The sequence below is a fragment of the Curtobacterium sp. MCPF17_046 genome (assembly GCF_003224295.1).
Lineage (GTDB): Bacteria > Actinomycetota > Actinomycetes > Actinomycetales > Microbacteriaceae > Curtobacterium.
Genome location: NZ_QKLB01000003.1, coordinates 23,655 through 44,766, shown reverse-complemented (window position 1 = coordinate 44,766; position 21,112 = coordinate 23,655). Strand labels below are relative to the sequence as shown.

Genomic DNA, 21,112 nt, shown 5'->3' with positions numbered 1-21,112 from the left:
GACCCCGTGAACCTGACCTTCCGGCTCCTGCTGCTGACCCTGCGCATCCGGTTGTCCCGGCGGCGGCTGTCGCTGTGGGACGAGTCGCGGACGCCGTTCCGCGTGACGCTCACCGACCTGGACCCGCTGCGGCACGTCAACAACGGGAAGTACCTGTCGCTGCTCGACCTCGGCCGACTCGACCTCATGCTGCGCTCCGGCTTCTGGCAGGTGGTCGGCGCGCGCGGCTGGTACCCGGTCGTGGCCGCACAGACGATCACCTACAAGCGGTCGCTGACGCTCGGGCAGCGCTTCGAGCTGCGCTCGCGGGTGCTCGGGGTGGACGAGCGGGCGGTGTACATGGAGCAGACGTTCACGCGGCACGGGGACGTCGTGGCCCGGGCGGTCGTGCAGGCCCGGTTCCTCCGCCGGACTGGAGGCACGGTCCGGCCCGACGAGCTGCTCGCCGCCGCCGGTGGCGCACCCCGTGACCTGACCCTGCCGGACTGGGTGTCCGCGTGGGCCGACGCCGTCCGCATCAGTGGCTCGGGAGGCGACCGCGTGCGACCATGACCGGCATGGAGATCGAGCCGTTCGTCGTCGCCGACGCCGCCGCCTGGCGCGCCTGGCTGGACGGGCACGAGGACACGTCCGACGGGGTCTGGCTCGTCCTCGCCAAGAAGGGCACGACCAGCCCGACGAGCCTGACGTACGCGCAAGCCCTGGACGAGGCGCTCTGCTCCGGGTGGATCGACGGGTCGAAGCGTGGGCTCGACGCGGCCACGTTCCTGCAGCGGTTCACCCCGCGGCGGAAGGCGTCCCTGTGGTCGAAGCGGAACGTCAGACTCGTCGCCGCGCTGGTGGAGGCCGGACGGATGCGGCCGCGCGGGCAGGCGGAGGTCGACCGCGCGAAGGACGACGGTCGGTGGGACCGCGCGTACGCGGGGGCTGCGACCGCCGAGGTGCCGGCGGACCTCCGGGCAGCGCTCGACGCTGCACCGACGGCCGCCGCACTGTTCGCGGAGCTCGACGCGACGAACCGGTACGCCGTCGTGCACCGGGTGGTGACCGCCCCGAGCGACACCGCGCGGGCGAATCGCATCGCGAAGCTCGTCGGTGGCCTCACGCGTGGGGAGACGCCGTACCCCCGTCCCGGTGCGCAGCCTCCACGGGTCATCGACCCGGAGGCGTAGACCGGGATGCATGACCACTGGCACTGACACCACGAACCGTCCGGCCGCGTCCTCCGGCACCTTCCGCATCGGCGGGGACCTCGAGGTCAACCGCCTCGGCTACGGCACCATGCAGCTCACCGGCCCCGGCGTCTGGGGACCGCCGAAGGACCACGACGAGGCGATCCGCGTCCTGAAGCGCGCCGTCGAGCTGGGCGTGAACTTCTTCGACACGGCCGACTCGTACGGCCCCTACGTCGCCGAGGAGCTCCTCAAGGAGGCCCTCCACCCCTACGGCGACGACGTCGTCATCGCGACGAAGGCCGGCCTGACCCGCACCGGCCCGAACGAGTGGCCGCCGGTCGGCCGCCCGGAGTACCTGCGCCAGGAGGCCGAGATGAGCCTCCGCCGCCTCGGTCTCGAGCGCATCGACCTGTTCCAGCTGCACCGCATCGACCCGAAGGTCCCGCTCGAGGACCAGATCGGCGAGCTGAAGAAGCTGCAGGACGAGGGCAAGATCCGCCACATCGGGCTGTCCGAGGTCTCCGTCGACGACGTGAAGGCCGCGCAGCAGATCGCCACGATCGTCTCGGTGCAGAACCTCTACAACCTCACCGACCGCTCGGCCGAGGAGCTCCTCGACTGGTCGGAGGAGCAGGGCATCGGGTTCATCCCGTGGTTCCCGCTCGCCACCGGCGGCCTGACCGGCGAGGACTCCCCGCTCACCGAACTCGCGAAGCAGAAGGACGCCACCCCGGCGCAGGTCGCACTGGCCTGGCTGCTCAAGCGCTCGCCCGTCATGCTGCCGATCCCCGGCACGTCGAGCGTCGACCACCTCGAGGACAACCTCCAGGGCGCGACGATCGAGCTCAGCGACGAGGAGTTCCAGGAGCTGTCGAAGCTGCACAGCTGAGCTGTCCCGCTCCGACCGGGAGGCCCGTGGCGGGATCGCCACGGGCCTCCCGTCCGTCTGCAGGATGACTTCCGCCCGACCCGCTTGCCGCCGCATACCGGGTATGTGCATACTCGGTATGCCCGGGGAGAAGCGCTCCGCCGGGTCGGAGGGGGAACGATGAGTGTCCGCATGGGCGTACTCGCACTGCTGGTGGCCGAGCCGGGCTACGGCTACCAGCTCCGGGGGGAGTTCGAGCACCGGACCGGGGGCAGCTGGCCGCTGAACATCGGCCAGGTCTACACGACGCTCGACCGGTTGGAGCGCGACGGCCTCGTGGCCCGCGGGGACGCCGACGACGACGGACACGTCGTCTACACGGCGACCGACGCGGGCCGCGAGGCGGTCGACCGGTGGTTCAGCGAGCCGGTCCCGGCCAAGCGCGGACGGGACGAACTCGCGATCAAGTTCGCGATCGCGGTCACCGTCCCCGGCGTCGACGTGCAACGCCTCGTGCAGGTGCAGCGCACGGCAGCGGTCCGGGCACTGCAGGACCTGACGCGCCTCAAGCGCACCACGGACCCGGCGACCGACCTGGCATGGTCGCTCGTCCTCGAGTCGATGGTGTTCCAGGCCGAGTCCGAGGTCCGCTGGCTCGACCACGTGGAGTCGAGCGTCGCGCGGTACCAGCCGACGTCGCGCGGGACCCTCGGCCAGCCCGACGACGAGGACGCGTACGGCAGCGAGCCCACCGGCCGTCGCTCCGGCGAGGCCGTCCGATGACCTCGACCCCGCTCCTCGAACTCGACGCCGTGGCCGTCCAGTACGGCAGCGGTGCACAGGCCGTGACCGCTCTGGCCGGTGTCGACCTGACGATCCGTCCGGGCGAGATGGTCGCCGTGATGGGGACCTCCGGATCGGGCAAGTCGACCCTGTTGTCCGTGTCCGGGACGCTCATGCCGCCGACGAGCGGTGAGGTCCGCATCGACGGCGAATGGGTGTCCGACCGTCCGGCCCGGGAGCTCGCGGCCCTGCGTCGGCGGGTGCTCGGCTTCGTCTTCCAGGACTTCAACCTCATCCCCTCGCTGACCGCGGTGGAGAACGTGGCGCTCCCACTCGAGCTCGACGGCTGGCGCACCGGGCGTGCCCGGAAGGCCGCACAGCTCGCGCTGGAGAGCGTCGAACTCGGGCACCGCCTCGACGCCTGGCCGGACGACCTCTCCGGCGGCCAGCGACAGCGGGTCGCGATCGCCCGGGGGGTCGTCGGCGACCGGAAGCTCGTCCTCGCCGACGAGCCGACCGGTGCCCTCGACTCGCAGACCGGCGAGGTCGTGTTGCGCATGCTCCGCCGACACGTCGACTCCGGTGCCGGCGCGCTGCTCGTCACGCACGACGCCCGGCACGCGGCCTGGGCGGACCGGATCGTGTTCCTCCGCGACGGCCGAATCGTCGACGAGACCGCCTACGCCGGCGTGGAGCTGGCCCTGTCGGACGCGCAGGACCGGTCGTGAGCGAGCGGCCCCGTCGGGACACGCACCGTCCGACGATCCGCAGCCGCTCCCCGTTCGCCCTCCGGCCCGCGCTCCTGCTGGCCCGGCGTCTGGCGTTCGCCCGGACCGGTCGCGCGGTGCTCGTCGCGTCGCTCATCGGGCTGCCGATCGCCGGACTCGCGGCGGGCAGCGTGCTCATCGCGTCGACGACACAGAGCACCGAGGACGAGTTGACCGTCGAGCTCGGGCGGTCCGCCGCGCTCCTCGAGTCGAACGGCCCGGACCTGGTCGGGATGCGGCAGGACCCGGTCGACCGCTACGCCGCCGTGACGCGGCCCGGCACGCCGCTCCAGCGTTGGCAGGACGACCCGACCAGCACCGACGCCGACACCCCGGCCCCGCCGACCGCGGACCTGCTCACCTCTGTCCCGGACGGAGCCGCGTCCATCCCGGTGCGGGAGGGCTCCGCGGTCGTCGCCGGGCCGGAGGTCCCCGTGACGGTCACCGCGGTCGAGGGCGAGACCTGGGCCGGCGCCCTCCACGGGCACTGGGACCGGATCGACGGCGCCGTCCCGCGCGCCGCAGGCCAGGTGCTCGTGACACCCGCCACGCTCGACCGCCTGCACGTCGCCGTCGGCGAGACACTCGAGCTCGAGGACCCGGTGCAGCGGCAGGTCACGATCGTCGGCACCCTCCGCGACCTCGGCCAGCCGTCGTCCACCCTCGCCGTGTTCGGCCCGTGGGGGTCCCTCGGTCTCGGTGACGACGACGCCACGCAGGTGTTCCTCCCCGACCGCAGCGTGACCTGGCCCGAGATCCAGCGGTACAACGACCACGGCATCGTGGTCGAGTCCCGGGCCGTCGTGCTCGACCCGCCCTTCGCCAGCAGGAGCTCCGGCGGGTACGACCCGATCGTCAGTTACGGGTACGTCGGCCTCGCCGGCGCGTTCGCCCTGTTCGAGGTCGGGTTGCTCGCGGCTGCGGCGTTCCTGGTGAGCTCCCGTGCGGACACCCGCTCGCACGCGGTGCTGGCGAGCGTCGGCGGCGACCGGCGCTTCCTCTTCACGGTCGTGTCGTCCTCCGGCCTCGTGCTCGGCGCCGTCGGGGCGGTGTGCGGCACCGTGCTCGGCATCGGTGGCGGTGTCGCGGCCTTCCACCTGCTCGACTCGGGGGACCGCGCTCGCTACCCCGGGGTGCACCTGCCGTGGCTCGTGCTGCTCGCCGTCGTGGTGCTCGGGGTCCTGGCCGGGTGGGCGGCCTCGCTCGTCGCGGCCAGGAGCGCGAGCCGTGTCGACGTGGACAGCGCCCTCCGTGGCGCCACCCGCCCCGCGCCCGTGTCCCGGCGTCGGTGGGCCGCAGCCGCGGGACCCGTGCTCGCCGGGATCGGCGTGCTGATGACGATGGCCTGCGGCGTGGGCGTGCTGATGCTCAACGACCGTCCGGTGCAGGACGACCACCTCGCGCTCGTGGTCGGTGTCGGCGTGGCGATCGGCCCCTGCCTGGCGCAGCTCGGCATCGTCCTCGCCGCGCGTCGGCTGCTCGCCGGGGTCGCCCGGATCGGGGAGCGGCTCGGTCTGCCCGCCCGGATCGCCGTCCGCGACGCGGTCCGCAACCCGGTCCGGACGGTCCCCGTGCTCGCGAGCGTGATGAGCGTCGTGTTCGTCTCGACCGTCGTGCTGACCTTCGCGGCCGCGGGACAGGCGCAGACCGAAGCGCAGTACGAGTTCTCCACCGCGGAGGGCGTGGGCACCGCGTCCATCACCGGGGACGGGATCGACGCGGCGCTCCGCGACCGGGCACTCCGGGTCGTGCGTCAGGTCCTGCCCGACGCCGACGTCCGACTCCTCGGCGCGGGCGTCGAGACCGGGTCCGACGACGCCCCGGTCACCCTGCCCGTCGACGTGCACCAGCGGGACTGTGCCGACAGCAGCACCGGAGCGTGCTCCGACTGGTTGACCGCACCGGACGCCTCGAGCCCGCACGTCCTGACCGGAGACGTCGACGACCTCGCCGAGCTCCTCGGCCACCGGCCGTCCCGGGCCGCACGCGCCGCACTCGAACGCGGTGACGCCGTCTCCATGCGGCCCGAGTACGTGCGCGACGGCGTGGTCCGGCTCGACACCCGACCCCTCTCGCAGTTCACCGCGTACGGCGAGCAGCCGACCACGCGGGCGACGAGCTCGACGACCCTGCCGGCCGTGGTCGAGCACACCGACCAACCCCTCCACCTCGGACTGTTCCTCACGCCGCAGGGCGCCCAGCGGCACGGGCTCGAGACCGAGCGCTCCTTCCTGGTCGGGTCCTTCCCGGGCGGCATCACCGACGAGCAGACGGACACCCTCGCGGCGACCTGGCAGACCGCGGCGGGTGCCGACGCCGACCTCTGGTACCCGTGGTTCTCGGTGGAGAACGGCCCCGAGGACCCGTTCCGGCCGATCGCGGTCGTCGTCACGCTCCTGGCCGGGATCGTCACGCTCGGTGCCACGACCGTGGCGATCGGGCTCGCGCGGGCCGACGGGCGTCGTGACGACGAGGTGCTCGACGCGGTCGGCGCCTCGCCCGGTGTCCGCCGCCTGGTCTCGACGTGGCAGGCCGCGCTGCTCACGCTGGTCGGCTCGCTGGTCGGGGTCGCGCTCGGGACCCTGCCGCTCCGCGCCCTGACGCTCCGGTTCACACCGACACCGGACGGCGTCGTCCACATGCCGTTCGCCCCGGACCCGGTGTCGCTCGCGGTGCTCGGACTCGGGCTGCCGGTCCTCGTGACCGCGGGGGTCTCGGCGGTCGCCGGTCGGCGACGGCGTGTGGCGGTCCGACGGACCGCCTGACGGACGGGAGGCCCGCTGCCAGCTGGCTGCGAGCCTCCCGTCCGGCGGTCACGTCGCCGGCAGGGGACTCGACGCGCTAGTCGGCGAGCCGGGCGAGCAGGGGCAGGAACAGCCCGGCCAGCCAGGACAGCACCAGCACCGACGCGCCGACCGCGAGGATCCGTCGGCGTCGGCGCTGCCGAGGGGTCTCGTCGACGCCCCACACGCCGGCCCGGACGAGGACACGGTTCGCCTCGCCGACCAGGCGGCGGACCTCCGGGTCCTCCATGTCGAGACGGCCGGCCTCGGCGTGGTCGGCGATCGCGGTGGCCTCGTCCACCGTCAGCGCGGTGTCACCGGTCGGCCGGTCCCTGCGTCGCATGCGGACCACGGTAGCCCGCCGGTGGCGTCGTCGACACCCCGGAACGGACACCGGACTCCGCACTCGCGCGGTGCCGGGTCCGCTGCGCGATGTCGGGCGCCGCGACCGTCTACTCGGGGAGCGGCTCCGCGTACGTGCGGAAGTCGCCGCGCTCGGTGTGGATCGACCAGAGCCGCTCGGCGATCGCGGCGCCCGAGTGGTCCTGTTGCCCGTCGTCGATGCCGAACGGGATGATGAGCTGGCCGACGTGGACCTGCTCGTCCCGCACGGCGTCGTGGAGCAGCTGCGCGTAGGCGCTCTCGCCGGCGAAGGCGACCGACGTGCCGGTGACGCGCGCGCCCGGACGGACCGCGCTGCCGCCGTTGACGAACAGGATCGTGCCGGAGCCGATCGCGCGCATGCCGGGCAGGACCTGGCGGACGGCGTTCACCGAGCCGTAGACGGAGAACTCGATCGGGCCGACGAGGTCCTCGGCGGTCGTCTCGAGCACCGGCCGCATGTACTCCTTGGCGGGCAGCGGGCTGTACTGCAGGACCTCGATCGGTCCGAGCTGCTCGGTGGCCTGCTCGAGCGCACGGCGGAGCGAGTCCCCGTCGCGGACGTTCGCGGCGAACCCGGCGGCCTGGTGCCCCTGCTCCCGGAGCGAGGCGGCGAGCTCGTCGAGGCGGGCCTGGTTGCGGGAGATCAGGGCGACGGCGAAGCCCTCACGGGCGAAACGCTCGGCGACGGCGAGCCCGAGGCCCTTGCCGGCGCCGACGATGGCGATGGTGGTCATGTGGTCCTCCAGGGACTGGTGGTGGTCGTTCCACTGAACCAGGCGCCGTCGTGCGGCAGTCAGGTCCGGTCCGGCAGGCACGCGTCGGCCGACACCAGGGCGTCGATGCGCGCCGGTCGCCGCCGGCCGGACAGGTAGTCGTCGAGCGTCTCCCGCCGAGCCCCGAGCCGCGCTTCCTGCTGGAGCAGGTCGTCCCGGACCTGCTCGACCCGGGCGAGGAGGTCCGCCGGCGGCGGTCCCCCGGCGTCTCCGGCGACGCAGGGCACCACGTCACGGAGGAGTCCCGACGAGAGCCCGGCCGCGAAGAGGTCCTGGATGAGCGCGACCATCTCGACCGCGTCCGGGTCGTAGTCCCGGTACCCATTCGGACGCCGTCTGCTCGTGATGAGCCCCTCGTGCTCGTAGTACCGCAGCGCCCGCGTGCTCACACCCGTCGCCGCGCTCAACTCGCCGATCAGCACGATCCCGCCGCCCTCCGCTTGACCTTGACGCTGACGTCAATGTCTACGGTACCCGCATGACAACAGCAGCACAGATGCGCGACCGCACCGCCCTCGTCACCGGGGGCTCCACCGGGATCGGCGCCGCCGTCGCCGACGCCCTCGCGCGAGCGGGAGCGCACCTCGTCCTCGTCGCCCGGGACGCCACCCGACTCGAGCAGACCGCCGACGGCATCCGCGACCGGCACGGTGTCCCCGTCACGACCATCGCACTCGACTTGGCCGAGGACGGAGCCGTCACCCGCCTGCTCGACCGCCTGGCCGGCGACGGGACCGAGATCGAACTGCTGGTCGGCAGTGCCGGCGTGGCTTCGCGGGGCCTCGTCGTCGACAGCGACCCGGTCGCCCTGCGCCGCCTCGTCGACCTCAACGTCGGAGCACTCACCGAACTCACGACGGCGGTGGTCACGCGGATGGTCGAGCGGGGGCACGGCTCCGTCGTCTCGATCGCGAGCACCGGCGGGTTCGCCCCGGCACCGGTCCTGGCGGCCTACGCGGCCTCGAAGGCGTACGTCCTGTCGTTCACGCAGGCGCTCTGGGCCGAGACACGGCGAAGCGGCGTGCGGGTCGTCGCCGTCAGTCCCGGCCCGACGCGGACCCCGATGAACGCGGCCACCGGCCGGTGGGGACGGCGACCCGAGCAGGTCGCCGCGACCGTCCTCGCGGCGCTCGACGGCTCCGGCCCGTCCGTCGTCGACGGGCGGGCGAACGCACTCGCCGCGACCGTGCTGCGGCTGCTGCCGACCCGCGCCGTCACCGCGCTCGCCCTGCGGGTGCTGGCGCGGTAGCGGGCACCCGGGCGGCTGCCGGTCTCGATGGTGACGGCGCTCCCGGTCGCGGTCCACCCAGCGGTTGTGCACCTGCACGGGGTGCAATCGACGGACACCGCACCGGGAGGCACACCATGGGCAGGACACGTCGTACCGTCTCGGCCGCGAGCGTCGCGCTCGTCGCCCTGATCCTCACCGCCTGCACGGGGGCGGACCGGTCCGACGCGGACCGGCCCGACGCGGACCGCTCACCGCGGGCCTCCGCCCCGGCCGACTTGGCTGCCGGGCAGCTGGCGCCGGACGGCGCGACGACCGACGTCGTCACCGGACTGGAGGCTCCCTGGTCCGTCGTGCGCACCGGTGACGGTCCCGACGCGCTCATCAGCCTGCGGGACTCCGCGGAGGTGCTGGAGTTGACGGCCGACGGCGAGCGCCGCACGGTCGGGACGGTCCCCGGTGTCCGACACGGGGGCGAGGGCGGCCTGCTCGGACTCGCCCTGCACGAGGACGACCTGTTCGTGTACTCGACCGGCGAGGACGGCAACCGCATCGAGCGCTACGACTTGGAGGGACCGGCCGGGTCGACCACGCTCGGGGACGCCACGACCCTCGTCGACGGCCTGCCCGCGAACACCTTCCACGACGGCGGGCGGATCGCGTTCGGCCCGGACGGCATGCTCTACGCCAGCGTCGGGGACGCCGGCACGAGTGAGGACGCGCAGGACCGGGACTCGCTCGCCGGCAAGATCCTCCGCCTCACCCCGGACGGCGACGTGCCCGACGACAACCCGTTCCCCGGCTCCCCCGTCTGGAGCCTCGGGCACCGGAACGTGCAGGGCCTCGGGTGGAGCGCGGACGGCACGATGTTCGCGTCCGAGTTCGGGCAGGACGCCCGCGACGAACTCAACGTCATCGAACCGGGGAGCAACTACGGCTGGCCGGAGGTCGAGGGCACCGGCGGCGAGGACCAGGGGTTCGTCGACCCCGTCCAGCAGTGGGCGACCGACGACGCCAGCCCGAGCGGCCTCGCCGTCGTCGGGGACACCGTGTTCATCGCGAACCTGCAGGGCCGGGTGCTCCGCGGCGTCCCGGTCGACGACCCCGGCACAGCGCACGAGTACTTCGCCGGGGAGTACGGCCGGATCCGCACGGTGCTCGCCGGCCCGGACGACACGCTCTGGTTCGTCACGAACAACACCGACGGACGCGGCGACCCGGACGAGGGCGACGACCGGGTCGTGCAGGTCCCGCTGACCACGGGCTGACCGCCCCGGCCGGTCGAACGGCTGCCGACCGACTGCCGACCGGTCCGGGCGTCAGGGGACGAGCCGCTCCGCCCGGTACCGGTCGAACAGCCGGGTGAAGGAGTCGAGCGTCCGGTGGTGCTCGGTGAACCCGGCGAGCCGGCTCTTCGACATGTCGGTCATCACCTCGATGTCGCGGCCGAGGTCGGCGTCCGTGTGCCACCACGACGCCAGGCGCCCCAGGTCGGGCCCGACGAGGCCGTGCTCGGCGACGACCTCGGCCCAGACCGGTGCGGCGTCGGCCATCTGCTGCTCGAACGGCCGCGGCGCGGTGTCGAACCCCTCGGCCTCGACACCCAGGTGTGCGGCGATCCGCGGCCACATCCACCGCCAGCGGAAGACGTCGCCGTTCGCGGTGTTGAACGCCTCGTCGGCACCGGCCGGGTCGGTCGCGGCCCACACCATCTGCGCGGCGAGCAGGTCGGCGTCGGTGACGTCGGTCAGGCCGTTCCACTGCGTCTCGCTGCCCGGGAACACCATCGGGCGCCCGGTGTGGCGGCTGATCGCGGCGGCGACGGCGATCGTCAGCCCCATGTTCATCGCGTTGCCGACGGCGTACCCGAGGACGGTGTGCGAGCGGTGCACCGACCAGGTGAAGCCTTGGCGTGCCGCGGCGGCGAACAGCTGGTCCTCCTGCGCGTAGTAGAAGTTGTCGACGTCCAGCCGGGGCTCGTCCTCGTGGAACGGGGTGTCCGGCATCGCGCCCTGGCCGTACGCCTCGAACGGGCCGAGGTAGTGCTTCAGGCCGGTCATCAGTGCGACGTGCTGCACCGGCGCACCGGACAGTGCGGCGAGGAGGTCGCGCACCATGCGGCCGTTCACCGCGATGTTTTCGGCCTCGGTGGCCTGGCGGGACCAGGCCGTGAAGAACACGTGCGTCGCCGGGACGTCGGCGAGCGCCGACCCCAGGGACGCCGCCGACCGGAGGTCCGCCGACCGCCAGGTGACGCCGGCGCGCTCGGCTCCGGGTCGGCGCGAGAGCGCGGTGACGGTCCAGCCGTCGCTGACGAGGTGGTCGACGATCGCCGATCCGGCGATGCCGGTGGCGCCGACGACGAGGGCGTGCGGGGTCGCGGTCATGCGGTTCCTTCCGGTGGGGACGGTGGACCGGAGACAACACCTGTCGCCTGGGTGTATTCCGGTGCCCGGTCCATGCAGGTCCTCAGCCCGGGGTCGACGTCCGGTAGCGCAGTTCGATCGCTCCGCCGTCGAACGCCGTCGTGCCGACGAGGTCGAGCGCACCCGTGCCGGATTCGACGGGCAGGAGCGGCGTGCCGGCTCCGAGCGCGATCGGCATCACCGTGACGTGGAGCTCGTCGAGCAGCCCGGCCTGCTGGTACTGAGCGGCGAGCACGCCACCTCCGACGATCCAGAGGTCGCGGCCCCCGGCGGACGCCATCACCAGTCCGTGGTGGCCCCGCACGTCACCGGTGACCACACGGACGTCCCCGTCCGCCGGGACGTCGAGGCTGCGCGACGAGAAGACCCAGGTCACCTTGTCCGGGTACGGCCACGCGTCGTCGTGTCCACGGAGCCACTCGTAGGTCGTGGCCCCCATCGCCAGGGCGCCGACACCGGCGGTGAAGCGGTCGTGGTGTTCCCGGAACGCGTCGAAGCCGAACTGCAGGAGCCAGTCGAGGTCGTCGTCGGGCCCGGCGACGAACCCGTCGAGGGACGCCGCGACGGAGTAGATCGTGCTCATGTCGGGACGGTACCGAGCAGCACCGACAGCGCGGATCCGACCGCGTCGGGTCAGACGACCAGCGGCCCCGCGACCGCCACCTCGTCGTTGTCGACGAGCCACCGCACCGCGTCGAGCACCGTCTCCTCCGCGGTGTACCGGGGCGCGTAGCCGAGCAGCCGCCGCGCCTTGTCGATGCTGAACACGTGGCTCCGGGAGAGGTGCTCCCAGCTCGCCTCGGCGTGCTCGGCCGGGACCGCCTGGCGGAACCGGTCCCAGGAGACGGAATCGAGCCGGGCCTCCCGGCCGAACCAGGACGCGGCGAGCGCGGCGTACCCGCGCACCGTGAGCGCGGTCGGGGCGACGACCGTGAAGTCCTGCCCCGCGGCTGCGTCCCGGTGCTCGACGGCGAGCTCGAAGGCCTGGGCGACGTCGTCGGCGTGCACGTGGTGCATCGACTCGGCTCCGAGCCCGGGGACGGGCAGGGGCTCGCCGGCGGACAGCGTCCGCCAGACGGTGGGGTCGAGGTTGCCGACGGGGCCGATCGGCGCCCAGCCCGGACCACTGATGTGTCCGGGGTGGAGCGACGTCGTCACGACACCCCCGTCGGCGGTTTCCTCCTTGAGCATCCGCGCGATGGCGTCCTTCCCGATGCCGTACTCGCCGACCGGCGGGGTCGCGTTCTCCTCGGTCACCGGCAGCACGGCGCTCGGCCCCGCCCGCCAGATCGACCCGCAGTGGACGAGGTGCACGTCGGTCCCGCGGAGCGCCGCGACCAGGGCCGCAGCGGACTCGACCGTGAAGCAGACGAGGTCGATGACGACGTCCGGCCGCAGCGCCACGACCCGGTCGCCGAACGTGCCGTCGCGGTCCTCCTGCTCGCGGTCGGCGGTGACCTGCTCGACGTGCTGCCACTCCGGTGCGTCGACGTAGGCGGACCGGGTGCCGCGACTGATGGTCACGACGTCGTGTCCGGCACGCACCAGGCGCGGGACGAGGAAGGAGCCGATGTGGCCGGTCGCGCCGATGACGACGATGCGCTTGCTGTCCATGCCGTCACCGTACGCGCGGGCCTCGGCGAGCAGGGGCTACCGTCGTGGGCATGCAGCGACGCACCCTCGGCCGTACCGGCCGCGACGTATCCGTGATCGGCCTCGGCACCTGGCAGTTCGGCGGTGACTGGGGTCCGGTGGCCGCGGAGGACGCCTTCGCCGTGATGGATGCCTCCGCCGAGGCCGGCATCACCCTGTTCGACACCGCCGACGTGTACGGCGACGGCCGCAGCGAGCAGCTCATCGGCCGGTGGATCGCCGCGCATGCCGACGCCGGTGTCACGGTCGCGACGAAGATGGGCCGCCGCCTCGACCAGGTCCCCTCGAACTACGTGGCCCAGAACTTCCGCCAGTGGGTGGACCGGTCGCGGGAGAACCTGGGCCAGGACACCCTCGACCTCGTCCAGCTGCACTGCCCGCCGACCGCGGTCTTCGAGGACGACGCGGTCTACGACGCCCTCGACGCGCTGGTCGCCGACGGGTCGATCGCCGCCTACGGCGTCTCGGTCGAGACCGCCGACCAGGCCCTCACCGCGATCGCCCGACCCGGGGTCGCGAGCGTGCAGATCATCCTCAACGCGTTCCGCCTCAAGCCGCTCGACCGCGTGCTCCCCGCCGCCCGGGAGGCCGGGGTCGCGATCCTGGCCCGCGTCCCGCTGGCCTCGGGGCTGCTGTCCGGCAAGTACACGACGGACACCACCTTCGCCCCGGAGGACCACCGCACGTACAACCGCAACGGCGAAGCGTTCGACCAGGGTGAGACGTTCAGCGGCGTCCCGTTCGAGGACGGCGTCCGCGCGGCACAGGAGTTCGCGGCGGCCCTGCCCGAGGGCGTCAGCGTCCCGCAGGCGGCCCTCGCCTGGGTCGTCGCGCAAGAGGGCGTCACGGCTGCCATCCCGGGTGCCCGCAACGCCGAGCAGGCCCGGTCGAACGCCGAGGCCGGCTCGCTCGAGCTGCCCGCCGACCTCGGGGCGACGGTCCGCGACCTCTACGACCGCTGGTTCCGCGCCACCGTGCACGAACGCTGGTAGCCGCCGACACGACGACGGACGGGAGGCCCGGCTCACCAGGTGAGTCGGGCCTCCCGTCCGTCAGGTTGTGCGACCGGCAGACCGCGGCTCAGGCGCCGCGGACCACCGCACGCGAGCCGGCGATGACGGCCGCGTCCTCGGCGACGGCGACCACCGGGTCCGGCAGGACCGTGCCGACGGCCTTGCGGGCCGCCCAGGCGACGTAGGAACCGACGAGCGCCCCGATCGCGCCGACGATGGCGCCCTCGATCCGCAGGTCCGACTTCCCGGACTTCGTGGTGGTCCCGAACGCCGCGCCGACGAAGGCGCCGGCGCCGATGCGACCGAGCAGTGCGGGGAGGGCGATGCGGTTCGGGGTCTTCGGCATCTTGTCGCCGATGATCTCGCCGGCGGCACCCGCGACGAGTCCGGCGCGGCCGAGCGACGAGTCGAAGGTCTTCCACTTCTGCCAGTCGCCGGACAGGCGCTTGTCGCCCTGGTGCAGGCCGAGGACGGCGAGCGGGGTGGCCGAGCGGCCTCCGCTGAGGACCCCGAGCAGCAGGGCGCGCGTGAGGGTGCTGGTGGTCCGGCTCTTCTTGGACATGCGGGTGGTCTCCTTCGTTTCCCTGCCGGCGTCGTCGCGGTCCGGACGCCGCCGTGGTGCGGACGTCAGCGCGGTGCGGACGTCGGCACGTGCCCGACGCTACTCAGCGCGGCTGGTGGCGGTCAGTGGTGGGCGGGCACGGCGACGGCCACGGCACCGCGAGCGTCGTCCGGGACCGCCGCGGCGGCGTCGTCCATCGCGGCCGTCATCTCGGCGAAGAAGGCACTCATCTCCGCGATCGTCGTCGGGGAGAGCCGGTCGGCGGCGGCGATCATCCGCGCGTGCACCGCCGTGAGGTTCGACCGAACCGTCTCGTCGCCCGAGTCGGTCGCGACGAGCAGGAACCCGCGGCCGTCGTCGGGGTCGGTCTGCCGGTCGACGTGTCCGGCTGCGACGAGTCGCTTCACGAGGGCCGTGGTGGACGCGGTCGTGATGCCGAGGTGTGCGGCCAGTCCGGTCGGCTTCACCGCGGTGCCGCGCTGTCGGGCCTGCAGGAGGAACCGGACGGCGGCCATGTCGGTGGCGCCCATGTGCATGGTGTCGCGCGTGCGCTGGCGCATGGCGACCTCGGCGGACCGGTAGCGGCGCATGGCGTTGAGCAGCTCCACGCCGCTCTTCGCCGCACGGTCGGGGTACCAGTACCCGGACTCGTCGTAGGTCCTCGCGTCGACCATGGCGTCCACCTCGTCCTCGGTTGCGGGCGCAGCCGATCCCCAAGGAGTACCAGGACCGGGCGGGCCGGACTCAGCCGGGTCGCAGCGGTGTCCCCCGGTACGGCCGGGCGGGGACGGCTGACGCATCGAGACACCCCCGTCAGCGAGCGACACCTCCATCGCCTCGAGACGCCGCCGGAAGTGACGGCGTCCCGGCCAGGCCGAGGCGTCTCGCAGGCACACCGGCGTCTCGCAGGCACACCGGCACCCGCAGGGACACCGGCGTTCCGCAGGGACGGGAATGTCCGCGGCGGCCCGCGTGTAGAGATGAACACCCCCGAACGAGAAGGAGTCCGCCGTGATCGACGACGACCGCACCCCTGGCCAGCGCGACGACCTCGCCCGCCACCCGCACCTCCACCTGCAGGACGACGACCACGCGGGCTTCGGCCGCTGGCTCGGCCTCATCAACGCCGGGGACTGACCCCGGGCCGGCACGCCGATGCCGGTACCGCAGTACCGGCGGACCCCTTCCAGGAGGCCCATCACCCGTCCGTCGGACCGGTGACGGGCCTCCTGTGCGTTGCCCCCGGCGGGCAGCGGGAGGTCGGCCGCCACGGGTACGGTCGGAGCGTGCACGGGGTCGGAGTGGTCGACGAAGCCGGGCGGCTCCGGCTGCTCGGTACCGCGGTGGCGGGTGCTGCGTTCGCGCTCGTCCTCACCATGCTCGTCCTGTCGTCGTTCCGCAGCGCGACCCCGCAGGTGCTCGTGTCCGTCGGCCTCCCCGCCGGAGTGGTCGGGGCCGCGGTGGCCGGCTGGCTGCGGCTCCGGTCCTGGCGTGCCGAGGGCGGGTACGAGCGCGTGGTGATGGTCGAGCGGTGGGTGACCGACCGGCACGTACCCGCCGAGGTGCCCGCAGACGTCTGGGTCCCGCGGCTGCAGGCCCAGGCGGACCAACAGGTCGGCGGCTGGGGCAAGATCGTGCTCTGCGTCTTCTGGAGCGCGATGACCTGGTCCATGCGTGACCAGCACGGCACGGTGATCACCCTGCTGCTCCTCGGCCTCTGGGCCGGACTGGCGCTGTGGAGCGCGCTGTGGGTGATCCCGCGGGCCCGGGTCGCGCGGGACATGCTGCGGCAGGGCGTCGTCGCGCGGGACTGACGTGGGTACCGCGGTCCCGTGCAGCGACCCTGCGCGGATCAGCCGAGTGCTGCCGTCGCGCTCCGGAGCTCCTGCAGGACGTCGAGTGCGTGGCGTGCGAGACCGTCGTCGTCGCTCCGTTCACCCTCGGACCACCGTGCGTAGCCCTGCTTGAACGCGAGGACGCCCATCTCGCTGGCCAGGTGCGCGGTCGTCTCGGGCACCCCGCGCTCGAGCAGCGCCGTCGTCATCGCGGCGGCCATGCCGACGCTCTTCAGCGCGTCCCGCTCCTGGAGCTCGGTACTCGCGGCCACGGCGGCCTTGAGTCGGGGGCCGAGCTCCCGGTTCCGCGGCCCCATCTCGCCGGAGGCCCGCTCGAGTCCGGCAGCGACGGCCCCGAGCGGGCTCGCCTCGGTCGGGGCACCGGCGATGCCCTCGGCGAGCAGACGGCTCAGGGTCTCCTGTCCGGCGACGAGCAGCTCGCGCTTGTCCGGGAAGTGCCGGAAGAAGGTGCTCTTGGTGACGCCGGCGCGCTCGGCGATCTCGGTGACGGTCGTCGCGTCGTAGCCCTGCTCCGTGAACAGGTCCACGGCGGCGATGACGAGCCGCTCCCGTGCTCCCGGTTCCCATCGCGCCATGCCCACCATCCTACTGATGGCACTCTTGTCCCGTCAGCGCACTCCGACGGGACAAGAGTGCCGTCAGTGTCCTACGGTGACGGTACCAACGTCCCATCACTCGAGGAGTCCCCATGCACGTCTTCGTCACGGGCGGAACCGGCACGATCGGCACCGCCGTCGTCGCCGAGTTGCTCGCCACCGGTCACACCGTCCTCGGCCTCGCCCGGTCGGACGCGTCCGCCGCCACCCTCGAGGCCGCCGGCGCCGAGGTCCTGCGCGGCTCGCTCACCGACCTCGACGTCCTGCGCGAGGGAGCCACCCGCGCCGACGGCGTCATCAGCCTGGCGTTCAGTCGCGACTACGGTAGCGCCGAGGCACTCGAGCAGGGCCTCAGCGAGGAGCGCGACGCCATGGCCACGCTCGGTGCAGCACTCATCGAGAGCGGCAAGCCGATCGTCACCGTGTCCGGCACGCCCTGGGTGGCCGGACGCGCTGCGACCGAGGACGACCCGCTGCCCGTCGAGGGTCCGGTCGCGAGCCGCGCGGTCGCCGTCACCGACCTGCTCGCACTGTCGTCGCAGGGCGTCCGCGCCTCGGCCGTCCGGATGCCCCGCACGGTGCACGAGCACGGCCAGGGCGGGTTCGCCGGCCTGCTCACCGAGGCCGCGCGTCGGACCGGGATCGCGGGGTACCCGGGCGACGGTCAGCAGCGCTGGCCCGCCGTGCACGCGCGGGACGCCGCCTCGCTGTTCCGCATCGCCCTCGAGTCCGCGCCGGCCGGCACCGCGTGGCACGCCGTCGGTGACGAGGGCGACCGCGTCGTCGACATCGCCACCGTGGTCGGCCGCCGCCTCGGACTCCCCGTGCAGCCCGTGCCGGACGAGACGTTCGGTCCCTTCGGGCCGATCTTCGCCATGGACCAGCCGGCGTCGAGCGCGCACACCAGGCAGGCGCTCGGCTGGGAGCCGACGCATCCGAGCCTCCTCGAGGACCTGGAGGCGCTGCAGCCCTGACGGCGCAGACGACGGACGGGAGGCCCGGTGCCAGCTGGCACCGAGCCTCCCGTTCGACAGGTGGTCGCGTCGCGACGGCCGGTCAGTTGTAGTTCGCCACCCGGTTCGGCGAGGTGTTGCCGGCGGGCGTCGGGACGGCACCGCCGACCCCGTTGATGACGCTCGAGATGGTGCCGACGTCACCGAGGGACACCGTGACGAGACCGTGCGCCTTCACGCCCGGCGTCTGCGGCACCTCGAACGCCCGGTCGGCGTGCACCGAGGGGTTCGTGTTGAAGAAGCAGTAGACGCCGCCGCCCCAGATCTCGTGCGTGGTGACGTTCGACGCGACCTTGTACGCCGCGTACCCCGCTCCGGTCGGGCTCTGCCACGAGGCGTTGTCCGGCACGTCGTACGGCATCTCGTTCTGGAAGAAGATCGTCTTCCCGTTGTTGCCGTTCCACAGCACTTCGTACTTCTGGTAGTGCTCGACGAAGAGCCCGGTGGCGAGGACGTCGTTGCCGTTCACCTCGACGCCGGTGGCGCCGGTGTTGACCGTCCAACCCGTCGGGGCTCCACCGTGGTCGGCACGCCAGGCCCAGATGTGGTCGATCAGGGTGTCGTCGGCGTTGACCCGCAGCGAGGTGCTGGCCTTGCCCTGGATGCTCGACCCGACGCGGAAGAAGACGTCTTGGATGCTCTGCGGGTTCGCCGCGTGGTCGATGTGCGAGTCCGCCGTCCCCAGTCGGATCAGCTGCGTGCTGTTCTGCATGCCGGCGTCGACGACGAGGTTCGAGACGTTCACACCAGCGACGTCGTTCGACACCAGGACGGAGTTGCCCTTGGTCGGCACGAGCGTCGGGAAGCCGATGCCGGTCACGACGGTGTTCGCCCGCTGCACGTTGATCGCCGCGTCGAGCTGGTACGTGCCCGGGGTGAAGAACAGGTTCAGCCCCTGCGCGAGCGCGCTGTTGATCGTCGCCGCCGAGTCACCCGGGTGCGCGACGTAGAAGTTCCGCATCGGGATGTCCGTGCCCGCGGTGTTCGGCCAGGTGACACCGCTCGAGTTCTGCCGGAGCGAGGGGACGAACACGTGGTACTTGTTCGACGAGTCCACGTACAGGTAGGGCTTCTCGCGCGTCGTCGGCGTGGTGGCGAGCGTCGTGTAGCTCTTCGAGAAGTCGTTCGCCGGGGCACCCTGCACTCCCGAGAACGTCATGTTCCAGTTCCCGCCCTGCCACGAACCGAGCGTGGAGTTGCGGGTGTACCACTGCTGCTGCGACCCCGAGGTGACGGTGCCGTCGACCTTGCTGTCCGCGATGTAGCCGCCGGACGAGTAGCCCTGGCCGCCGTCCTGGTTCGAGGGGCCCATCGTCAGGTTGCCCTTGATGTGCACGCGCCGCATCGGAGCGGCCTGGGACACGGCCCAGCGGTCGGTACCGCCCTCCGGGACGACCGCGACGTTCTCGACCGACCGCCAGAAGTTCTGCGTGGCGTTCTTCTCGTCGCCCGCGTTCCACCCGGAGTCCACGTTGACCGCGCCGGTGATGGTGACGTCGTCGGGGTTCTTCCCGAGGCCGGCGACCGTCGTGTAGAAGCCGAGGTTGGCCCAGACACGGTTGTAGCTGCCCGGCTTGAACAGGAAGACGTGCCGCTGCGACCCGAACTGAGCCGTGGTGCTGCGGAGCTGCGAGGTGAAGGCGGCGTCGACGTCGGCCTGGATGGTCGAGGTGGGGGTCGATGGGCTGTAGACCTTGACGTTGCTCCCGAAGTCCGGGGTGTCGCTCGTCGTGACCGCCTGCGCCGAGATCGCCGGGACCAGGGCCCCCACGACGCCGGCGCTCACGGCGAGGGCGACGAGACTTCTCATCCGTCGTTGCATGATGCTCGATTCATGACCGGTGCGGCCCCGTTGCCGCACGGACGCGACGGTAGACCCGATCATGCGCGTTCCGCAGTCGGACGAACGGCGGACAAGCGCGGCGTCCCGGAACGTGTTCGGCCGCCTGATCACCACCCGAAGGCGACCAGACGGCCGGGCTCACCACCCTGGGTGAGCGAGCAGGGCGCGGATACCCGGTCCACGCCCCGCGGTCCATCCTGCCCGATCGCGGAGCGCTCCACCGCCCCCAACTCACGGGGGAGAACGGACGGTTCCCGCGTCAGGGTGCCGGAGCGACCGGGATCTCCCAGTAGCTCGGCTGCTCGTACTGCTCCGACCACCCCCGCCGCATGCGCGCGGCGGCACGGTCGAACGCCTCCACCGGGTCGGTGTCACCCGTCAGCAGGGCCTGCAGCCGGAGACCGTCGTACAGGGCGAGCAGCTGCTGCGCGCCCCGCTCCGGGTCCATCGTCGCCGGCTCACGGCCCTCCCGCACGTCCGCGGCGAGTGCCGTGCGGATCGTCTCCCGGAACTGCCGGTAGGCGGACCGGTAGTAGTCGGCACCGTCGACCGAGGGGTCCGTCGCCGCGGCGAGTGTCGACGCGAGCAGGCGCATCAGTCCCGACTCTTCGACGTGCGCGGCCAGCAGGGCGTGCATGAACGCCACCGTTCCGCGCTCCGTGATCATCGGGAGCAGGGGTGCCGACACCGCACGCGTCCAGCGCTCCACCGTCGCCGCGAGGAGGGCGTGCCGGTTCGGGAACAGCCCCTCGATCTCGGGCACGCTCATGCCGCTGCGCTCGGCGACCGCCTCGATCGAGAAGCCCGTCGTACCGCCGTCGTGCAGGACCGCGATCGCGCCGTTCAGGGCACGCGTCCGCGGGACCTCGTCGTCGGCCGCGTTCTGGTTCGTCAGCGGCGCGAGCGGGTGCTTGCGGAACCACTCGAGCAGGGCGCGGGCCCGCGACGCACCGAACTCGGCGTCGCTCGGTCGCTGCGTCTCGAACAGGTCGCTGAACCCCGGGACCTCCCGCATGAGCGGGTCGAGGGGCTGGAACGCCATGGACCAGTCCGGGAAGGACCGCTGCTGCACCGGGTCGTCGCAGAGCACCCGCACGTTGGTGTGCCGGGGGTCCAGGCGGATCTGCTCGAAGCGCTCGTGGACGACGGCGTCCTCGCCCTCGATGATGCCGATGCAGTTGCTGTCGCGGTGCGCCAGCATGCCGGTGATGCCGAGCCGCGTGTTCTTCTCGCGTCCGACCGCCAGGATCTGGGCGAGTTCGGAGTCCGAGATCGGTCGGGTCTGCGTGCTGGTGTAGACGAGTGTGCGCACGGTCGGCCTCCCTGGTCGTGGCTGGGCCGGATGCCCTGCCACGAGTCAAACGCGCGACGGGCGACCGCACCAGTCCC

General features: G+C 72.8%; 23 protein-coding genes. 12 read left to right on the top strand and 11 right to left on the bottom strand.

Annotated elements, in window-relative coordinates; translation table 11 throughout:
* Positions 1 to 6 precede the first annotated feature (6 nt).
* The 6 genes from DEJ32_RS03430 (at position 7) to DEJ32_RS03405 (ending at position 6,358) form a co-directional block, all read left to right on the top strand.
* Positions 7 to 552, top strand: coding sequence for a thioesterase family protein (locus tag DEJ32_RS03430; RefSeq protein WP_110900325.1), 546 nt, complete (start codon positions 7 to 9; stop codon positions 550 to 552).
* 5 nt (positions 553 to 557) lie between these two features.
* Positions 558 to 1,172: a YdeI family protein gene (locus DEJ32_RS03425; protein ID WP_220032991.1), complete on the top strand. Its 615-nt coding sequence runs from the start codon at positions 558 to 560 to the stop codon at positions 1,170 to 1,172.
* A 10-nt stretch (positions 1,173 to 1,182) separates the two neighbouring features.
* Positions 1,183 to 2,064: an aldo/keto reductase gene (locus DEJ32_RS03420; protein ID WP_110900323.1), complete on the top strand. Its 882-nt coding sequence runs from the start codon at positions 1,183 to 1,185 to the stop codon at positions 2,062 to 2,064.
* 171 nt (positions 2,065 to 2,235) lie between these two features.
* Positions 2,236 to 2,826, top strand: coding sequence for a PadR family transcriptional regulator (locus DEJ32_RS03415; protein ID WP_110824374.1), 591 nt, complete (start codon positions 2,236 to 2,238; stop codon positions 2,824 to 2,826).
* The gene (locus tag DEJ32_RS03410; RefSeq protein WP_110824375.1) at positions 2,823 to 3,554 is read left to right on the top strand and encodes an ABC transporter ATP-binding protein; all 732 of its coding nucleotides are present in this window, start codon (positions 2,823 to 2,825) and stop codon (positions 3,552 to 3,554) included. The genes DEJ32_RS03415 and DEJ32_RS03410 overlap by 4 nt, the downstream gene beginning before the upstream one ends.
* On the top strand, positions 3,551 to 6,358 hold the full coding sequence (locus DEJ32_RS03405; protein ID WP_110900322.1) for an FtsX-like permease family protein: 2,808 nt from the start codon (positions 3,551 to 3,553) through the stop codon (positions 6,356 to 6,358). The genes DEJ32_RS03410 and DEJ32_RS03405 overlap by 4 nt, the downstream gene beginning before the upstream one ends.
* A gap of 76 nt (positions 6,359 to 6,434) precedes the next feature.
* Here DEJ32_RS03405 and DEJ32_RS03400 read toward each other — a convergent pair whose 3' ends face one another.
* The 3 genes from DEJ32_RS03400 to DEJ32_RS03390 form a co-directional block, all read right to left on the bottom strand.
* Entirely contained in the window at positions 6,435 to 6,719 is a 285-nt protein-coding gene (locus DEJ32_RS03400; protein ID WP_110899783.1) for a hypothetical protein, read from the bottom strand.
* A gap of 109 nt (positions 6,720 to 6,828) precedes the next feature.
* Positions 6,829 to 7,494 (bottom strand): SDR family oxidoreductase, encoded by a 666-nt coding sequence (locus DEJ32_RS03395; RefSeq protein WP_110824378.1) that lies wholly within the window; start codon positions 7,492 to 7,494, stop codon positions 6,829 to 6,831.
* A gap of 59 nt (positions 7,495 to 7,553) precedes the next feature.
* Positions 7,554 to 7,922 (bottom strand): MerR family transcriptional regulator, encoded by a 369-nt coding sequence (locus DEJ32_RS03390; protein ID WP_375342310.1) that lies wholly within the window; start codon positions 7,920 to 7,922, stop codon positions 7,554 to 7,556.
* 89 nt (positions 7,923 to 8,011) lie between these two features.
* Here DEJ32_RS03390 and DEJ32_RS03385 point away from each other — a divergent pair, with 89 nt between their 5' ends.
* Positions 8,012 to 8,782: an SDR family oxidoreductase gene (locus DEJ32_RS03385; RefSeq protein WP_110900320.1), complete on the top strand. Its 771-nt coding sequence runs from the start codon at positions 8,012 to 8,014 to the stop codon at positions 8,780 to 8,782.
* Positions 8,783 to 8,898: 116 nt separating this feature from the next.
* On the top strand, positions 8,899 to 10,029 hold the full coding sequence (locus DEJ32_RS03380) for a sorbosone dehydrogenase family protein (protein ID WP_110900319.1): 1,131 nt from the start codon (positions 8,899 to 8,901) through the stop codon (positions 10,027 to 10,029).
* Positions 10,030 to 10,080: 51 nt separating this feature from the next.
* Here DEJ32_RS03380 and DEJ32_RS03375 read toward each other — a convergent pair whose 3' ends face one another.
* The 3 genes from DEJ32_RS03375 to DEJ32_RS03365 form a co-directional block, all read right to left on the bottom strand.
* Positions 10,081 to 11,148: an SDR family oxidoreductase gene (locus tag DEJ32_RS03375; RefSeq protein WP_110900318.1), complete on the bottom strand. Its 1,068-nt coding sequence runs from the start codon at positions 11,146 to 11,148 to the stop codon at positions 10,081 to 10,083.
* A gap of 82 nt (positions 11,149 to 11,230) precedes the next feature.
* Complete coding sequence (locus DEJ32_RS03370) at positions 11,231 to 11,770, bottom strand: dihydrofolate reductase family protein (protein ID WP_110900317.1); 540 nt, start codon at positions 11,768 to 11,770, stop codon at positions 11,231 to 11,233.
* Positions 11,771 to 11,820: 50 nt separating this feature from the next.
* Positions 11,821 to 12,801 (bottom strand): NAD(P)-dependent oxidoreductase, encoded by a 981-nt coding sequence (locus DEJ32_RS03365; protein ID WP_110900316.1) that lies wholly within the window; start codon positions 12,799 to 12,801, stop codon positions 11,821 to 11,823.
* Positions 12,802 to 12,851: 50 nt separating this feature from the next.
* Here DEJ32_RS03365 and DEJ32_RS03360 point away from each other — a divergent pair, with 50 nt between their 5' ends.
* Positions 12,852 to 13,832, top strand: coding sequence for an aldo/keto reductase (locus tag DEJ32_RS03360; RefSeq protein WP_110900315.1), 981 nt, complete (start codon positions 12,852 to 12,854; stop codon positions 13,830 to 13,832).
* An 88-nt stretch (positions 13,833 to 13,920) separates the two neighbouring features.
* Here DEJ32_RS03360 and DEJ32_RS03355 read toward each other — a convergent pair whose 3' ends face one another.
* Complete coding sequence (locus DEJ32_RS03355) at positions 13,921 to 14,415, bottom strand: DUF4126 family protein (RefSeq protein ID WP_110824391.1); 495 nt, start codon at positions 14,413 to 14,415, stop codon at positions 13,921 to 13,923.
* Positions 14,416 to 14,537: 122 nt separating this feature from the next.
* Positions 14,538 to 15,089, bottom strand: a complete 552-nt coding sequence (locus DEJ32_RS16125; RefSeq protein WP_181420573.1) for a MarR family winged helix-turn-helix transcriptional regulator — start codon at positions 15,087 to 15,089, stop codon at positions 14,538 to 14,540.
* A gap of 337 nt (positions 15,090 to 15,426) precedes the next feature.
* Between DEJ32_RS16125 and DEJ32_RS16445 the strand changes: the two genes are divergently transcribed.
* Both DEJ32_RS16445 and DEJ32_RS03345 read left to right on the top strand, forming a co-directional pair.
* Complete coding sequence (locus DEJ32_RS16445; RefSeq protein WP_258365834.1) at positions 15,427 to 15,552, top strand: hypothetical protein; 126 nt, start codon at positions 15,427 to 15,429, stop codon at positions 15,550 to 15,552.
* A gap of 149 nt (positions 15,553 to 15,701) precedes the next feature.
* On the top strand, positions 15,702 to 16,229 hold the full coding sequence (locus tag DEJ32_RS03345; RefSeq protein ID WP_146234066.1) for a hypothetical protein: 528 nt from the start codon (positions 15,702 to 15,704) through the stop codon (positions 16,227 to 16,229).
* Positions 16,230 to 16,267: 38 nt separating this feature from the next.
* Here the strand turns inward: DEJ32_RS03345 and DEJ32_RS03340 are convergent, their stop codons facing one another.
* Positions 16,268 to 16,846: a TetR/AcrR family transcriptional regulator gene (locus DEJ32_RS03340; protein ID WP_110900312.1), complete on the bottom strand. Its 579-nt coding sequence runs from the start codon at positions 16,844 to 16,846 to the stop codon at positions 16,268 to 16,270.
* A 113-nt stretch (positions 16,847 to 16,959) separates the two neighbouring features.
* On the opposite strand from DEJ32_RS03340, the gene DEJ32_RS03335 reads away from it, so the two are divergent.
* Positions 16,960 to 17,841 carry an SDR family oxidoreductase gene (locus DEJ32_RS03335; protein WP_110900311.1) on the top strand — a complete coding sequence of 294 codons (882 nt, stop codon included), beginning with the start codon at positions 16,960 to 16,962 and terminating at the stop codon, positions 17,839 to 17,841.
* Positions 17,842 to 17,923: 82 nt separating this feature from the next.
* On the opposite strand, the gene DEJ32_RS03330 is transcribed toward DEJ32_RS03335, so the two are convergent.
* Both DEJ32_RS03330 and DEJ32_RS03325 read right to left on the bottom strand, forming a co-directional pair.
* Entirely contained in the window at positions 17,924 to 19,690 is a 1,767-nt protein-coding gene (locus tag DEJ32_RS03330) for a hypothetical protein (RefSeq protein ID WP_110900310.1), read from the bottom strand.
* A 292-nt stretch (positions 19,691 to 19,982) separates the two neighbouring features.
* Positions 19,983 to 21,035, bottom strand: a complete 1,053-nt coding sequence (locus tag DEJ32_RS03325) for a BLUF domain-containing protein (RefSeq protein WP_181420572.1) — start codon at positions 21,033 to 21,035, stop codon at positions 19,983 to 19,985.
* Positions 21,036 to 21,112: the final 77 nt, after the last annotated feature.

Excerpts from the sequence above, each read along its gene's own strand:
- DEJ32_RS03425 (WP_220032991.1), top strand. The coding sequence starts at position 558 with ATGGAGATCGAGCCGTTCGTCGTCGCCGACGCCGCCGCCTGGCGCGCC.
- DEJ32_RS03420 (WP_110900323.1), top strand. The coding sequence starts at position 1,183 with ATGACCACTGGCACTGACACCACGAACCGTCCGGCCGCGTCCTCCGGC.
- DEJ32_RS03415 (WP_110824374.1), top strand. The coding sequence starts at position 2,236 with ATGGGCGTACTCGCACTGCTGGTGGCCGAGCCGGGCTACGGCTACCAG.
- DEJ32_RS03410 (WP_110824375.1), top strand. The coding sequence starts at position 2,823 with ATGACCTCGACCCCGCTCCTCGAACTCGACGCCGTGGCCGTCCAGTAC.
- DEJ32_RS03400 (WP_110899783.1), bottom strand. The coding sequence starts at position 6,719 with ATGCGACGCAGGGACCGGCCGACCGGTGACACCGCGCTGACGGTGGAC.
- DEJ32_RS03395 (WP_110824378.1), bottom strand. The coding sequence starts at position 7,494 with ATGACCACCATCGCCATCGTCGGCGCCGGCAAGGGCCTCGGGCTCGCC.
- DEJ32_RS03385 (WP_110900320.1), top strand. The coding sequence starts at position 8,012 with ATGACAACAGCAGCACAGATGCGCGACCGCACCGCCCTCGTCACCGGG.
- DEJ32_RS03380 (WP_110900319.1), top strand. The coding sequence starts at position 8,899 with ATGGGCAGGACACGTCGTACCGTCTCGGCCGCGAGCGTCGCGCTCGTC.
- DEJ32_RS03375 (WP_110900318.1), bottom strand. The coding sequence starts at position 11,148 with ATGACCGCGACCCCGCACGCCCTCGTCGTCGGCGCCACCGGCATCGCC.
- DEJ32_RS03370 (WP_110900317.1), bottom strand. The coding sequence starts at position 11,770 with ATGAGCACGATCTACTCCGTCGCGGCGTCCCTCGACGGGTTCGTCGCC.
- DEJ32_RS03365 (WP_110900316.1), bottom strand. The coding sequence starts at position 12,801 with ATGGACAGCAAGCGCATCGTCGTCATCGGCGCGACCGGCCACATCGGC.
- DEJ32_RS03360 (WP_110900315.1), top strand. The coding sequence starts at position 12,852 with ATGCAGCGACGCACCCTCGGCCGTACCGGCCGCGACGTATCCGTGATC.
- DEJ32_RS03355 (WP_110824391.1), bottom strand. The coding sequence starts at position 14,415 with ATGTCCAAGAAGAGCCGGACCACCAGCACCCTCACGCGCGCCCTGCTG.
- DEJ32_RS16125 (WP_181420573.1), bottom strand. The coding sequence starts at position 15,089 with ATGGTCGACGCGAGGACCTACGACGAGTCCGGGTACTGGTACCCCGAC.
- DEJ32_RS03340 (WP_110900312.1), bottom strand. The coding sequence starts at position 16,846 with ATGGCGCGATGGGAACCGGGAGCACGGGAGCGGCTCGTCATCGCCGCC.
- DEJ32_RS03335 (WP_110900311.1), top strand. The coding sequence starts at position 16,960 with ATGCACGTCTTCGTCACGGGCGGAACCGGCACGATCGGCACCGCCGTC.
- DEJ32_RS03330 (WP_110900310.1), bottom strand. The coding sequence starts at position 19,690 with ATGAGAAGTCTCGTCGCCCTCGCCGTGAGCGCCGGCGTCGTGGGGGCC.